Here is a 13,913-nt window from a genome sequence, read left to right on the forward strand (position 1 = left end):
ACCGCAGGCCGGCATTGCTGCACAACCGTTTAGCCGCACCCTCATCCCGCCGCACTCAGTTGACACTGTGATCGGCGCCATTATCTACTAGTCACTATCTGGGTGAGGAGCGCGGCATGAACAAGGACGACCTGATCTTGATCAGCGTGGATGACCACATCGCCGAGCCCGCCGACATGTTCGACGCGCACGTGCCGGCGAAATACAAAGACCGCGCCCCCCGAGTGGTCATCGAACCCGACGGGGTCCAGCAGTGGTACTACGGCGAGGTCCGCGGCCGGAACATGGGCCTGAACGCCGTGGCGGGAAAGCCGCGGGAGATGTACAACATCGACGCCTCGCGCTACGACGAGATGCGGCCCGGTTGCTTCAACGTCGACGAGCGGGTCCGCGACATGAACGCCGGGGGTCAGCTGGCCGGCCTCAACTTCCCCAACTTCACCGGCTTCTCCGGCCAGGTGCTCAACCAGGGCCCCGACCGTGCGGTCAACCTGGTGATGATCAAGGCCTACAACGACTGGCACATCGACGAGTGGTGCGCGGCGTACCCGGGCCGGTTCATCCCCTGCGGCATCCTGCCGCTGTTCGATGTGGCGGAGGCGGCCAAGGAAGTCAGACGCCTCGCCGACAAGGGCTGCCACGCGGTGACGTTCTCGGAGAATCCGGAAGCGCTGCAGATGCCCAGCATTCACACCAAATATTGGTATCCATTGTTCGAGGCGGCCTGCGAGAACAAGACGGTGCTGTGCACGCACGTCGGCTCCGCGTCGCGGTCTCCGCAAGTGTCGACCGACGCCCCGCCCAGCGTGCAGATGACGGCGTCGTCGATGATGAGCATGTTCACCTTCACCGAGCTGATCTGGGCCGAGTTCTGGGCGGACTTCCCGCAACTGAAATTCTCGCTCACCGAGGGCGATGTCGGCTGGATCCCGTACTTCCTGTGGCGGGCCGAGCATGTCTACAACCGTCATTCGGGCTGGACGCTGGCCAAGTTCCCGCCGGGTTACAGCGGGCCGGCCGACGTGTTCAAGCGGCACTTCTACACCTGCTTCATCAGCGACAAGGTCGGCGTGCGCAATATGGACTGGTTCAACGAGGACATGCTGTGCTGGGAGTCCGACTTCCCCCACTCCGACAGCAACTGGCCGTTCGCGCCGGAGGACGTCATCGAGACCATGGGGCATCTCGACGACTCCGTCATCAACAAGATCACCCACGAAAACGCCATGGCCGCCTACTCTTTCGACCCGTTCCCGCACATCCCCAAGGAACACGCCCGGGCCGGCTACCTGCGCGCCCAGGCCACCGACGTCGACGTGGTCACGCACGTCGGGCGCCGGGCCAGCCAGCGTGACCGCGACGCCTGGACCCGGATGACCCAGTTCGCCCTGCAGTCGCAGGTGACGGCCGAAGCCCCCGGAATCGCGGGGCGCGCCACCACCCTGGGCAACTGAACGTGGCAGCCCGAGCGCCGTTCGAGGACTGGCGCGTGCTGGAGTTGTCCAACGGAATCGCGGTGTCCTACTGCGGCAAGATGTTCGCCGACGCCGGCGCCGACGTGGTGAAAGCCGAGTCGGCGCGGGGTGATTCGGTGCGCTCTCGGTCCGCCGGTGGGCCACCCGGAGCGCTGTTCGGCTATCTGGCCGCGGGCAAGAAGTCGGTGACCGATGACGGCCAGGCGGAGACCGCTGCCCTGCTGGCCGGCGCCGACATCGTGCTGACCGACCTGACCGACGGCTGGACGCTCGACGACATCACGGCCCAGACCGGCCCGTCGGCGGTGGTGGTGGCCGTGACGCCGTTCGGCACGACGGGACCCTATGTGGACGACCACGTGGTGGCTAACGAGTTCATCCTGCAGGCGCTGTGCGGTTCGACAGCCGGGCGGGGCTGGCCGGAGGACGAGCCGGTGCAGGCGGGCGGGCAGCTCGGCGAGTGGTTGGCGGGCACCTTCGCGGCCGCGGTCGCCGCGGCGAGCGCCCGGCACGCCGCGCGAAGCGGGCGCGGCGAGATCATCGACGTCTCGACGTACGAGGCGATGGTCATCGCGATGGGTGGGCTGTCCGCCATGTCCGCCAGCGTGCTGGGCGCGGATTCCCTGCTGGGACAGCGCAGTTTGGAGCTGCCGTCGATCGTCCCCACGGCGGACGGCATGGTCGGCTTCTGCACCATCACCGCACAGCAGTTCCAGGATTTCCTGGTGCTGATCGATCGCGCCGATCTCCTCGATGACCCCGAGCTGGCCTCGTTCGACGGACGCGTCGCGCGCCGCGACGAGTTCCTCGCCATGGTCACGCAGTGGACCCAGTCCCGCACCACGCAGGAGATCGTCGACCTCGCGGTCGGCTTCCGCATCCCGGTGGCCCCCATCGCCACACCCGAAATGCTGCCCAAGATCGACCATTTCGTGGAACGGGGCGTGTTCGTCGAATCCGAGGCGGGCGTGCTGCAGCCACGGGTGCCCTATCGCAGCGACGCGATGACGACCCGGCCGCGTGGGCGGGCCCCCGAACTCGGCGCGGACAACGGCAAGGTCGACTGGCCACCGCGGACCATCCCGCCCGCAGGCCCCGACACCCTGCCGTTGGCCGACACCCGAATCACCGACTTCACCGCGTTCTGGGCGGGACCGGTCGCGACGCAACTGCTGGGCGCACTGGGCGCCGACGTGATCAAAGTCGAGGGCGTCCGGCGGCCCGACGGCATGCGGTTCTCCGCCGGTCGCCCGCCCAGTTGGGACCAGTGGTGGGAGTGGGGCCCGGTCTTCCTGTGCAGCAACAGCAACAAGCGCGGCGTCAGCGTCGAACTGAGCACCAATGCGGGACGGGCCATCGCGCTGGAGCTCATCGCCGCAAGCGATCTGGTCATCGAGAACTTCTCGCCACGCGTGATGACGAACTTCGGTCTGGGCTGGGATGCCGTGCGCGCGGCCAACCCCCGCGCCATCATGGTGCGGATGCCCGCCTTCGGCCTCGACGGACCCTGGCGCGACCGCGTGGGCTTCGCCCAGACGATGGAGCAGGCGACCGGGATGGCGTGGATGACCGGGCACGCCGACGGCCCCCCGGTGATCCCGCGGGGCGTGTGCGACCCGATCGCCGGCCTGCACGCGGCCTTCGCCGCCGTGGCCGCCCTGGTGATCCGTGACCGCGAGGGGACCGGGATGCACGTCGAATCCACCATGGTCGAGGCGGCCCTCAACGTGGCCGCCGAGATGCTGGTGGAGTACTCCCGCAACGGAATCGAGATGCGCCGCAACGGGAATCGCGGCCCGGGCGCCAATCCTCAGGGTGTTTACCGCTGCCGGGGCGATGACGACTGGGTGGCGCTCGCGGCGATGGACGACGCCGCTCGCGCGTCGTTGGCGCGGCTGCTGGGCCAACCGGATCCGCGCGCCGGTGACTGGCGGGAGCGGCCGGACGAGATCGACAAGCTGATCTCGGACTGGACCGCACGCCAACCGGTGGCGGAGGTGGTCGACGCGCTGCGCGCGGCCGGGGTGGCCGCGGCTCCCGTCACGCCGGCCCCCGCACTCCTGCGGGACCCGCAGCTGCACGCCCGGGGCTTCTGGGAAACCGTTGACCACCCGGTCGCCGGTTCCTTCCTGTGCACCGGAATGCCGTTCGCGTTCCTCGGCAGGCCCCGGCGCTGGATCCGCCGGGCGCCGCCGCTGTACGGCCAGCACACCGACGAGATCCTGACGGGCCTGCTGGGGCACAGCCGACAAGAGCTGTCCGCGTTGCAGGAGTCGGGGACCATCAGCTCCCGGCCGGCGGGCCTGTGACATGGCGGTCACCCTTTGCGTGCCGCCCCGCGCCGGCGAATTGTGCGCGCCGGTGCGCTTTCTGGTGCGCCAGGACTCCGTGGTGATGGAATTGACCGCCCGGCACCGCATCACCAGCGTCGAGTGGGACGAGGACGAGCGCGCGGTGGCGATGGTCGTCGAGATCACCGACCCGCAGACGGCGCGGCCCGTGGACGTGCGGATCGACGTCTTGCCCGCCGGCACGGCGCACGCCGACGCACGAACCACGACCATCGGGACCATCACCCGCGACGGCCAACACTACGCCGTCGTCGGCACCTACCTCGGTGTGGTGGCGGACGAAAACTAAAGCGAGGCAAAGGACCAAAGTGGCAGTCACCAAACGCACCGCGGCGATCGTCGGGGTGCACAACACCCGGCAGGGCCGCCGCCTGGACGGCGAGACCTCACGCAGCCTGGCGCTCACGGCCATCCGCGGCGCACTCGACGACGCGGGGCTGCGCCTCGACGACGTCGACGGGATCAGCGCCGGGCCGCTGTCCACCGCCCTGATCTACGACCTGCGTCTCGGCCCGGCCTGGCAGGGCCTCGCCTTCGGCGTCGGCATGATCACCGAGGCCGTCACCGCCATCGAGCACGGTATGGCCGACGTGGTGGTGCTCGTCGCCGCTCAGGCCGGCGAGTACCGCGACCATGAGGCGACGGCGCCGTGGACCCGGCCCGAGAACGAATTCGTCGCGCCGTGGGGCATGTTCACCACCGCCGAGTTCGCGCTGATCGCGCGCCGCCACATGCACACCTACGGCACGACGCGCGAACAGCTGTCGATCGTGGCGGCGACCATCCGCAACAACGGATCCCGCAACCGAGAGGCCGTCTACTACCAGCGCGGGCCCTTCGCGCCCGACGACATCACGGCATCGCGGCCCATCGCCGACCCGTTTCATCTCCTCGACTGCGCCACCACCTCCGAAGGCGGATGCGCGCTCGTCGTGGCGAACGTCGAAAAGAGCCCCGGCGCAAGCCAACCCATCTACGTGCTGGGCAGCGGCGCCGACTTCCACGGCCCGTCCTACCAGCACCCGCCCGCGTGGGACCTTGCGGGGCGGCGGGACGGGCACGTCAACGGTGTGGTCGGCAGGCGCGCGGCCGAGCGCGCGTTCGCCCACTCCGGGCTGCGTCCCGACGACGTCGACGTCCTCGAACTCTACGATCCGTTCTCGTTCGAGATCATCCGCCAGCTCGAGGCGTTCGGGTTCTGCGGCGAGGGCGAGGGGGGACCATTCGTCGCCGAGGGTCACATCGCCATCGACGGCAGCCATCCCATCACCACCGACGGAGGAACCATGTCGTTCAGCCATGCGGGCTCCAATCCGCAGATGATGCAGCGGGCCATCCGAGCCGTCCAGCAGCTGCGCGGCCAGGCGGGCGAGCTCCAGGTCCCCGACGCACATATCGCGTTGTGCAGCAACGGGGGAGCGGGCGCCTTGTTCACCACGCTGCTGATCCTGGGGGACGAACCGCGGTGACCTCCGACGCCTTGCGGCCACAAACCGGCCCGGTGCCCCACGCCAGTAGCCACCTCAGCCTTCCCTTCTGGCAGGGTTGTCGGTCCGGCGAACTGCGGTATCAGCGCTGCGAAGCCTGCGGCCTGGCGAACTTCCCGCCGACGGAGCACTGCCGCGAATGCCTTTCGGCGCAAGTCCGTTGGGAGCGCAGCGGCGGCCTCGGCCAGATCTACAGCTGGACGGTGGTTCACCGGCCGGTGACGGCGGAATTCGAACCCCCCTATGCGCCGGCGATCGTCACCCTGGATGAGGGTTACCAGATGCTGACCAACGTCGTCGGTGTGGCGCCCGAGGAGCTGCGGATCGGCATGCGCGTGCGGGTGCAGTTTCACGCCGTCGGTCCCGACGTGACGCTGCCCTACTTTGCCGGCGAGGAATAGCCGGCCATGAGTCCCGCGCGCACCAGCAACGGCCTGCCGGTAACGGCCTACCTGGTGCTGGGCGTGCTGGCCGCCAACGACGAGCGGCTCACCGCGGGCGAGATCAAGATGCGCGCCGAGTTGTCGGTCAGCCACTTCTACTGGTCCCCGTCGGTCAGTCACGTTCGGCGCGAACTGAATCGGTTGTTGGCGCGCGGCATGGTCGGCGAGGTTCGCGCCCAGGCGGGCAAGCGGGCGATCACGCTCTACGAGACCACCGAAGCCGGGCTCGACGCACTGCGCCGCTGGGTGCAACATTTCCCGGGGCAGGACCAGGTCGTCATCAAGCATCCCGTGATCCTGAAAACCTGGTTCGCCCGCGGCGAGGACCCCGAACACATCGTCGACACGCTGGACCGGCACCTCGAGGCGACCCGGGCGCGGCTGGACGAGGCGTTGTGGTCGCGGCAGCGGTCGCGCGAACTCGGCATCACCGACGACCCTAGCCAGCGCTTCTCGTTCGCGGTCCTGGACTACGCGATTCGCGGCCTGTATTCGGAGATCTCCAACATCACCCAGTTGCGCGACGAGATCGCCGCCGGCGCAACGCGAGATCCGGTCAAACGGGTGCGACGGCCGAAGGGCCAGATCCGCCGCCGGGTGTCCGAGGGCCCGAGCTAGGCCTCGCGACCGCGTACGCGGTCCCGCGTGGTTCGCGCTCCCACAGCACTTCCCCCGCGCCGATGTCCGTCCCCTCGGCGATCAGTTGGCGCTTGAGTACCTTGTGGGTGGCGGTGCTGGGCAGGTCGGTGGCGATGCGCACATAGCGGGGCCGGGCCTTGGGCGACAGGTCGGGCTGGGCGTCGAGGAATGCCTCGAACGCGTCGGGCTCGAGGGTCTGACCGTCGTTGAGGACGACCGCGGCCATCACCTGGTCGCCGACGCGCTCGTGCGGGACGGCGTACACTGCGACGCGGTTGATGACCCTGTGCCGCAACAGGATTCGTTCGATAGGCGCTGCGGCGAGGTTCTCCCCGTCGACCCGCATCCAGTCGGCGGTGCGGCCGGCCAGGTATATCCAGCCGTCGGCGTCGCGGTAGGCGAGGTCGCCGGACCAGTACATGCCGTGGCGCATGCGCTCGGCGTTGGCTTCGGGGTCGTTGTAGTAGCCGGTGAAGAATCCCGAGCCGGCCGTGTTGACCAACTCGCCCACGGCTTCGTCGGCGTTGACCAGGGCGCCGTCGGCATCGAAGCGCGCCACCGCGCACTCGGTGACGGTGTCGCTGTCGTAGATGGCCACGCCGTCGAACCCCTTGCCGATCGAACCCTTCGGCGTGCCGGGTTCGCGGATCACGATGACGGCGTTCTCGGTGGAGCCGAACCCGTCCTCGACCTGCACGCCGAAGCGGCGCGCGAACTCCTCGATGTCCTTGTCGTTGGCCTCGTTTCCGAACGCCACCCGCAGGGGATTGTCGGCGTCGTCGTCGCGTTCGGGTGTGGCCAGGATGTAGGCGAGCGGCTTGCCCACGTAGTTCATGTACGTCGCACCGTAGTGGCGGACGTCGTCGAGGAAGCTGCTCGCCGAGAATTTCGCCGGCACGATCGCGGCGCCGGAGACCACCGCGGGCGCCCACCCCGCGACGACCGCGTTGGAGTGGAACAGCGGCATCGACACGTAGCACGTGTCCTGCTCGGATAGCGCAAAGCGCTGGACCAGGTTGGCGCCGGCGAATGTCGCCATCAGGTGTGACACCTGCACCGCCTTGGGGTTACCGCTCGTTCCGGACGTGAAGATCATCATGAAGGGGTCCGTCGCGGTGACGTGCCGGTGCGGCACGAGTTCCCCAGCGCCCTCGATGAATTCGGCCCATTGCGGCGTCGAGGTATCGAGGATGTGCGTTCCCGCGAGGTCCAGGCCGTCGAGCAGCGGCCGGTGCTCGGCGTCGGTGACGAGGAACTGGCAATGCGCGCGGCGGACGTCGGCCGCGAGCGCCTCGCCGCGCCGGGTGGTGTTCAGCCCGCACAGGACGTAGCCGCCAAGCCCGGCCGCCGCCATCTGGCTCAGCATCTCGGGAGTGTTCCTCAGCAGGGCGCCCACGTGCATCGGCCGGGCCGGGTCGGCGGCGGATATCAGGGCCGCGGCCCGCGTCGCCGCACCGCCGAGGTACTGACTCCAACTCCACTGCAAAGCGCGGTGTTTGACCGCGGTCCCCGGATCGGACACGCGCTTGCGCAGCAGCTCCTGGATGGTGTCGTCAGTCATCGGTCTCAAGTCACCTTCACTATGCCTAACCCTGCGAGACGAGACGGTCCGTCTTATCCTAGTCGCGGCGCCCGTCGCGCTACCCGCCCACCATCATCAGGCCGCCATCGACCGCCAGCAGCTGCCCGGTGATGAATCCGGAGCCGGGGCCGGCCAAAAAGACCAGCATCGGGCCGAGATCGCGCGCGGGGTCCCCAAGCTTTCCGCCGAGCGGAATCATCATCTGCATCTGCTGGTCGATCAACGCACTCGCGTCGGGGCCGAGGAATTCGCGCAGCCGGTCGGCCCCCGGCGTCTGCACCGCCGGCGCCAGGGCGTTGACGGTTACCTTGTCGGCGGCCCAGGCTTTGGCGGCCGATCGTGTCCAGGACTGCACCGCGCCCTTCGTCGCGGCGTAGACGGCCGAGATCGGGCTGCCCATAACGGCTTCCGAGGAACCGAAGTTGATGATCCTGCCGCCCTTGGGATCTTGGTCCTTCATCACGGCGTAGGCGGCCTGATTGGTGAGGATGGTCGCCTTCACGTTGGTGTCCAACAGGAAGGTGATCTCGTCGACGCCGATGTAGCCGGGGATCCCGGCCTGCCACAGCCCAGCCGCGTTCACCAACACGTCGAGCCCACCCAGGCGTTCGGCGGCTTGCCGCACCATCGCCGAGACCGCCTCGGGGTCGCGCACATCGCACTGCAGCCAGGTGGCCGGGAGCCCGTCCGGCGGCGGCGTCTGATGATAGGTGGCGGCGAGTTCGGCCCCCGCCTCGGTGAGAGCTCCGACGGCGGCCGCACCGATGCCGGTGGCTCCGCCGGTGACCAGGATCCGCCGGCCTTTCAGCACGTTTTCCATGCCCGCGAGCGTAACGCCACGGGCGCTAGCGGCGCCGAACGTCGAGTTGTTGGGTAGAAATGGCCCGACTGGGCCCAACAACCCGACCTTCGGCCCGGGGGAGACCTACGTACGCACCGCGATCGCCGACAACAGGTCGGCGAGCCGGTCCGGCTGGTCGATCATCGAAAAGGTCCTGGCCCCGTCGATGATCTCGAGGCGGGCGTTGGGGATGGTGGCGGCCAGCCGCGCCCCGTCCTCCTGCTCGAAGAACACGTCGTCGGCCGACCACGCAACGAGGGTGGGCTTGTCGAACTCGGGCAGCCGGGCAGCCACGCCCGTCGTCACCTCGGTGCGCATCGAGAGGGTGAACTGGCGCAGGTCTTCGGCGATGCGAGGATCGGATAGCCCCGGACGCACCCAGGCCTCGGTGAGGTCGTCGATGTTGCGATGCGCCAGCCCGTCGAACGCGCGCTTGCGCGCCGCGGGCACCCGCATCGCCTGGGCCACGACCCGAAACGTCGCCTTCGACTTCGCCGCCGCGATCACCGGCTTGAGGATCGGCGGCGGAAAGTGTTCGAACGCATCGCAACTCGTGAGCACCAGCGCGCCGAGCCGCTCCGGGTGGTGCACGGCCACGAGCTGAGTGACGACGCCGCCGGTGTCGTTGCCGACCAGCACCACGTCCTCGAGGTCGAGCGCGGCCAGCACCTCGGCGACCATGCCCGCCACGCCCGTGATGGTCCGGTCGGCGCCGCGCCGCAGCGGTTCCGGATGCGCGCCCAGCGGCCAGGTCGGGGCGATGCACCGCAGCCCGCGGTCCGCGAGCCGTTCGCTGACCCGGCGCCACAGCTGGCCGCCCATCATGTAGCCGTGCACGAACACCACCGGCCGGCCGTTTTCGGGTCCGGTTGCTTCGTAATGAATGGTTCCGGCACTAATGTCGATCGTCGACATAGAGAACTCCTACCTCGGGATACACTTACAAACAGGCTGTCTGTTCGTAAGTTACCAACAGGCTGTATGGAAAGCAAGAGACGGACTCAGGAAGAGCGCTCCGCGGCGACCCGCGACGCGCTGATTGCGGCTGCGCGCAAGCTGTGGGGATTGCGGGGTTATGCGGAGGTGGGCACGCCGGAGATCGCGACCGCCGCGGGGGTGACGCGCGGGGCGATGTATCACCAATTCGCGGACAAGGCGGCGCTGTTTCGCGAGGTCGTGGAGGCGGTGGAGCAGGATGTGATGGCCCGGATGGAGAGGCTGGTGGCCGAGTCGGGGGCGACGACGCCGGCAGACGCGATCCGCGCGGCGGTCGACGCATGGCTGGATGTCTCCGGGGACCCGGAGGTGCGCCAGCTGATGCTGCTGGACGCCCCGAGTGTGTTGGGCTGGGCCGGTTTTCGCGATGTCGCCCAGCGGTACAGCCTGGGCATGACCGAGCAGTTGATCACCGAGGCCATCCGGGCCGGGCAGTTGCCCAAGCAGCCGGTGCGGCCGTTGGCGCACGTGCTGATCGGTGCGCTCGACGAGGCCGCAATGCTCATCTCCACCGCCGACGATCCCAAGCGCACCCGCCGGGAGACCCGGCAGGTGCTGCACCGGCTGATCGACGGAATGCTGAAAGGATGATCAGGGGCGCTCGTAGTCGGTGGGGCCACCAACTCCCCTCGCGTAAGAGGGTGCGGCGAAATAGTTCAACACAACGGTGCCCAGCAGGTGAAAGCTCCCCCAACCCGGCGCATCACGGAACGGTAACAACCGGTGGCCACCGGGTGGAAAGGCGATCTCTAAATTGTTAGAGATTCGGGCGTCAACCTGGCGGCCGGCGGCCGGTCACCGGGCTGGAGCGCTTCTGATGTCTTGACCGTCGCTGACGGCCTAGGCTCGACCCAAGACAGTGAACAGGAGTCCCCCGTGCCCATCTTCATGGTCGAGCGCAACTTTGCCGAGGAACTGGAACCCGGCCTCGAGTCCGCCGATGGTATCAACCGGATCAACGACCAGGAGGGCGTGCGCTGGATGTACTCGTTCCTGTCGGCGGACAAACGAAAAACCTACTGCCTGTACGAGGCACCGTCGCCGGAGGCCATCAGATCCGCGGCCGCGCGCGCCGGCCTGCCCGCCGATACCGTCGTCGAAGTGACGGACCGCCTGATGCCGAATGGGGCCCTGTCCGACATCTGAGGGGCACTACCCGAGGAGTTCGTGATCGGCGGCGTACATCGCCGCCTGCGTGCGGTTCGCGGCGCCCGTCTTGATCAGGATGTTGCGCACATGGTTCGCCGCGGTGTTGGTGCTGATGAAAAGGCGTTCGCCGATCGCGCGATTGCTCAACCCCTCGGCGAGCAGCCGCAGCACCTCGACCTCCCGTTCGGTCAGGCCGTCCGGTCCCAGGGAACCCATGGCCAGCACCGAATCGGCGAGGTCGACCACCCGGTTCTGGCCGATCGCACCGGCGAGCGCGCGCGCCTCCTCCGCCAGACCCCGGGCGTCCTCGGTGCGACCGCGCGACGCCGCGAACAACGCGTGTCGCGCCAGCGTCTCGCTGATGTGGACCACCGAGCCCATCCGGCGGTCCATCCCGGTAGCGGCGGCGAAGTGCCGCTCAGCCGCGGCGCCGTCCCCGCAGAGCGCGGCCATCCGCGCCAGGTACCGGTCGGCGCTGCCGAACAGCGCGACGAACTGGCCGGCCACCAGATTCTTTCCGGTATAACGCGAGACGAACGGGCGCAGCGCGTGGACCGCTTCGCGGTGGGACAGCTCCAGCGCCGCCTCGACCATGAACACCAGCTCCATCGGCCACTGCGCGTCTTCGAGGCGGTCGCCGAGGTTGCGGTTGAGTAGCTGGTTGAGCGCGCGGCTCATGCCGCGTTCGCAGTTGAGCTCGGTGTACAGGGCAAGCAGCCCCGGCACCCAGCGGCCGGTGAACGTTTCACTGCCGTCGATGAACTCGCCGAACCTCTTCAGGTCGCCGGTCTCGCGACGGATCATGAACATCTGGACCCCGTTCGAGCCCTCGGTGTCGTCTGCGCCGAACAAATCGCCTGTGCGCAAGGCGATGTCGGCCCAGCGTTCGGCCCCGGCGAAGTCGCCGCGCAGATAGGCCAGTGCTTGCTCGATGCACGCGCCGACAAAGCCGAAGGCGGGTTGCCCGCAGCTCTGGGCCGCTCGCCGCATGTCCGCGGTCGCGGCGGCAAGGCCGTCGGGCCGGCCGGCCAGGTAGCTGACCATGGCATGGAAGTGCGATGCCGCGCCGAGTGACTCGTAGTCGCGACGCGACAGCGCCAAGCTCGACACCTCGGCCGCACGCTCCGCCTGGATTTCGCTCATCTCCGGGGTAAGGCCTTGCCACAGGCTGGTTTTCAACGTGTGCAGCAGTACAGTCGCGTCGCCGATGGCGCGCGCGCGCTCGATCGCGTCGGCGCCGACCTCGCGTGCCCGGTCCGCCTCGCCGGCGAAGGCCAGCGCCCGGCCGAAGCTGCCGAGCGCCTGCACGTAGCGCGGGTCCTCGGCCTGCAGCCCGCAGGATTCCAGCGCTGAGGCCAACAGGTCGGCGGCTTTCGAATTCGACTGCCCGGGGCGCCAATTGGCTTCCTCGTAGCCGACGGCCGCCTCCAGCCGCATCAGCGGGTCGTCCATCGCGCCGATGCGTTCGTAGATGGCGCGCGCCCGCGCGAACGAGCCCCCCCGCACGTGGTTCGCGGCCGCGTCGAGGTGCAGCCTGGCACGGTCCGCGAGGCTGAGTTCGGGAAGCGACGCCGCCCGCTCGAACCACTTCGCCGCGTCCTCGTAGGCCAGGCTCTGTTCGGCCATTCGGGCCGCCTGGCGCGCGTAACGCAACGCCTGCTCGTGGTAGCCCAGCACGTGTGCCACCAGGAAGTGGTTGGCCAGGCGCGGGACGAGCGCGGGGTCGGCGCGTCCCTCCAGTGCCTCGGCGGCGCGCGCGTGCATGATCCGCAGCCGCGAGGCCGCCATGCCGCCGAGCACCGATTCACGGGTCAGGGCGTGCACGAACGCGAACTCACCGTCGGAGTCGGTGACCGCGCGGACCAGCCCGACGGCCTCGGCCGAATCGACCGCCGCCAGCGTCGCGCCGACCTCGGCCCCGCACGTCGAGATGAGCGCCGGCAGGTCGAACGTCTGGCCCAGCACCGCCGCCTGCTCGATGACCGCCCGCACGCCGGTCCCCAGCCCGGCAAGGCGGCGGGCGATGGCGTCTCCGACCGATGCGGGGACCGTCTGCTGCGTGCTCAATGTGGCCAGGCCGCCCCGGATTTCGAGGTCGTTGACCAGTTCGGTCAGGAAGAACGGATTGCCGCCGGTCCTCTCGCGCAGCAGGGCGGCGGCCGTGCGCGCGGATGCGGGGGCCAGCTGCTGGGTTCGCGTCACGAATTCGGCGATCGCCTCGGTGTCCAGTCCCGCCAGGTCCAGGCGCCGGACCCCGTCGAACCGGTGCAGTTCGGCCAGCCGGGTGGCCAGATCGTCGGACCGGTCGGGCTCGGTCGTGCGGAAGGTGACCACCACCAGCAGGCGCACATCGGCGCAGCCGATCAGCACGTGCTCGAGCAGCGCGAGGGTGGGAAGCTGCGCCCAGTGCAGGTCGTCGAGGATCAGCGCGATCGGGCGATCCGCCGCCAGCCGCCGCAGGAAGCCGGTCAACGCGTCGAAGAGGGCCTGCCGCGCCGACCCGACCTCGGGCGCCGGGCCGTCGTCCGGCGAGTGCCGGCCCACTTGCGCCGACAGCCGCCGCAGCTGCGGTCCCACGTCGCCCAACGCTTCGGTCATCGAACCCGGCGGACTGGCGGTCAGCAGCCGGTCGAGCGCCTCGGCGAACGGGGCGTAGGGCAGATCCTCGTCGGCGGTCGAACTACCTACCAGCACCGCGACGCCGTGGTCGAACAGCGTCCCGGCCACCTCCGCCGCCAGCCGCGTCTTACCGGCCCCCGGCTCACCGCCGATGAAAACGGCCTGCCGGTTCCCCCGCTCGACCCGGGCCCAGGCCTGCTCGAACACCGCGAGTTCGGGGTCGCGACCCACGAGCGGGCCCCGGCGACGAGCGATCAGTTCGGCCGGGAGCGGGGGCGGCACCCACTGCGCCATGCAAACAACGTAGCCGCGACGGTGTGGGTGGGTCGAT

The 13,913-nt window shown here is 69.2% G+C and carries 12 protein-coding genes; 8 read left to right on the top strand and 4 right to left on the bottom strand.

The features are described 5' to 3' along the window. Nucleotides 1–116 precede the first annotated feature (116 nt). The 6 genes from KXD96_RS03800 to KXD96_RS03825 are packed head-to-tail and all read left to right on the top strand — an operon-like array spanning nucleotide 117 to nucleotide 6,374. Nucleotides 117–1,454, top strand: a complete 1,338-nt coding sequence (locus tag KXD96_RS03800; RefSeq protein WP_260743016.1) for an amidohydrolase family protein — start codon at nucleotides 117–119, stop codon at nucleotides 1,452–1,454. Between the two features lie 2 nt (nucleotides 1,455–1,456). Beyond that, nucleotides 1,457–3,784 carry a CoA transferase gene (locus KXD96_RS03805; protein WP_260743017.1) on the top strand — a complete coding sequence of 776 codons (2,328 nt, stop codon included), beginning with the start codon at nucleotides 1,457–1,459 and terminating at the stop codon, nucleotides 3,782–3,784. Between the two features lies 1 nt (nucleotide 3,785). Further along, nucleotides 3,786–4,115 carry a hypothetical protein gene (locus KXD96_RS03810; protein ID WP_260743020.1) on the top strand — a complete coding sequence of 110 codons (330 nt, stop codon included), beginning with the start codon at nucleotides 3,786–3,788 and terminating at the stop codon, nucleotides 4,113–4,115. Nucleotides 4,116–4,134: 19 nt separating this feature from the next. Beyond that, nucleotides 4,135–5,295: a thiolase family protein gene (locus tag KXD96_RS03815; RefSeq protein ID WP_260743022.1), complete on the top strand. Its 1,161-nt coding sequence runs from the start codon at nucleotides 4,135–4,137 to the stop codon at nucleotides 5,293–5,295. Then, entirely contained in the window at nucleotides 5,292–5,714 is a 423-nt protein-coding gene (locus KXD96_RS03820; protein WP_260743024.1) for a Zn-ribbon domain-containing OB-fold protein, read from the top strand. The genes KXD96_RS03815 and KXD96_RS03820 overlap by 4 nt, the downstream gene beginning before the upstream one ends. Before the next feature lie 6 nt (nucleotides 5,715–5,720). Further along, a complete protein-coding gene (locus tag KXD96_RS03825; protein WP_260743025.1) occupies nucleotides 5,721–6,374 on the top strand; it encodes a MarR family transcriptional regulator in 654 nt (217 codons plus the stop codon). On the opposite strand, the gene fadD1 is transcribed toward KXD96_RS03825, so the two are convergent. The 3 genes from fadD1 to KXD96_RS03840 all read right to left on the bottom strand — a co-directional run bounded on the left by fadD1 (nucleotide 6,313) and on the right by KXD96_RS03840 (nucleotide 9,733). Next, nucleotides 6,313–7,956, bottom strand: a complete 1,644-nt coding sequence (fadD1, locus tag KXD96_RS03830; protein ID WP_260743026.1) for a fatty-acid--CoA ligase FadD1 — start codon at nucleotides 7,954–7,956, stop codon at nucleotides 6,313–6,315. The two genes, KXD96_RS03825 and fadD1, sit on opposite strands and share 62 nt — an antisense overlap. A 79-nt stretch (nucleotides 7,957–8,035) precedes the next feature. Beyond that, nucleotides 8,036–8,797 carry an SDR family NAD(P)-dependent oxidoreductase gene (locus tag KXD96_RS03835; protein ID WP_260743027.1) on the bottom strand — a complete coding sequence of 254 codons (762 nt, stop codon included), beginning with the start codon at nucleotides 8,795–8,797 and terminating at the stop codon, nucleotides 8,036–8,038. Nucleotides 8,798–8,902: 105 nt separating this feature from the next. Next, the gene (locus tag KXD96_RS03840; protein WP_260743029.1) at nucleotides 8,903–9,733 is read right to left on the bottom strand and encodes an alpha/beta fold hydrolase; all 831 of its coding nucleotides are present in this window, start codon (nucleotides 9,731–9,733) and stop codon (nucleotides 8,903–8,905) included. 66 nt (nucleotides 9,734–9,799) lie between these two features. Between KXD96_RS03840 and KXD96_RS03845 the strand changes: the two genes are divergently transcribed. Both KXD96_RS03845 and KXD96_RS03850 read left to right on the top strand, forming a co-directional pair. Next, nucleotides 9,800–10,405: a TetR/AcrR family transcriptional regulator gene (locus KXD96_RS03845; protein WP_260743030.1), complete on the top strand. Its 606-nt coding sequence runs from the start codon at nucleotides 9,800–9,802 to the stop codon at nucleotides 10,403–10,405. A 285-nt stretch (nucleotides 10,406–10,690) separates the two neighbouring features. Beyond that, nucleotides 10,691–10,960, top strand: a complete 270-nt coding sequence (locus KXD96_RS03850; protein WP_260743031.1) for a DUF4242 domain-containing protein — start codon at nucleotides 10,691–10,693, stop codon at nucleotides 10,958–10,960. Between the two features lie 6 nt (nucleotides 10,961–10,966). Here KXD96_RS03850 and KXD96_RS28605 read toward each other — a convergent pair whose 3' ends face one another. Further along, on the bottom strand, nucleotides 10,967–13,876 hold the full coding sequence (locus KXD96_RS28605) for a helix-turn-helix transcriptional regulator (RefSeq protein ID WP_313901620.1): 2,910 nt from the start codon (nucleotides 13,874–13,876) through the stop codon (nucleotides 10,967–10,969). Nucleotides 13,877–13,913: the final 37 nt, after the last annotated feature.

The sequence above is a fragment of the Mycobacterium sp. SMC-2 genome (assembly GCF_025263485.1).
Taxonomy (GTDB): Bacteria; Actinomycetota; Actinomycetes; order Mycobacteriales; family Mycobacteriaceae; genus Mycobacterium.

Bases quoted from the DNA above. Each gene is read 5' to 3' on its own strand.
- KXD96_RS03800 (WP_260743016.1), top strand. From the start codon at position 117: ATGAACAAGGACGACCTGATCTTGATCAGCGTGGATGACCACATCGCC.
- KXD96_RS03810 (WP_260743020.1), top strand. From the start codon at position 3,786: ATGGCGGTCACCCTTTGCGTGCCGCCCCGCGCCGGCGAATTGTGCGCG.
- KXD96_RS03825 (WP_260743025.1), top strand. From the start codon at position 5,721: ATGAGTCCCGCGCGCACCAGCAACGGCCTGCCGGTAACGGCCTACCTG.
- fadD1 (WP_260743026.1), bottom strand. From the start codon at position 7,956: ATGACTGACGACACCATCCAGGAGCTGCTGCGCAAGCGCGTGTCCGAT.
- KXD96_RS03835 (WP_260743027.1), bottom strand. From the start codon at position 8,797: ATGGAAAACGTGCTGAAAGGCCGGCGGATCCTGGTCACCGGCGGAGCC.
- KXD96_RS03840 (WP_260743029.1), bottom strand. From the start codon at position 9,733: ATGTCGACGATCGACATTAGTGCCGGAACCATTCATTACGAAGCAACC.
- KXD96_RS03845 (WP_260743030.1), top strand. From the start codon at position 9,800: ATGGAAAGCAAGAGACGGACTCAGGAAGAGCGCTCCGCGGCGACCCGC.
- KXD96_RS28605 (WP_313901620.1), bottom strand. From the start codon at position 13,876: ATGGCGCAGTGGGTGCCGCCCCCGCTCCCGGCCGAACTGATCGCTCGT.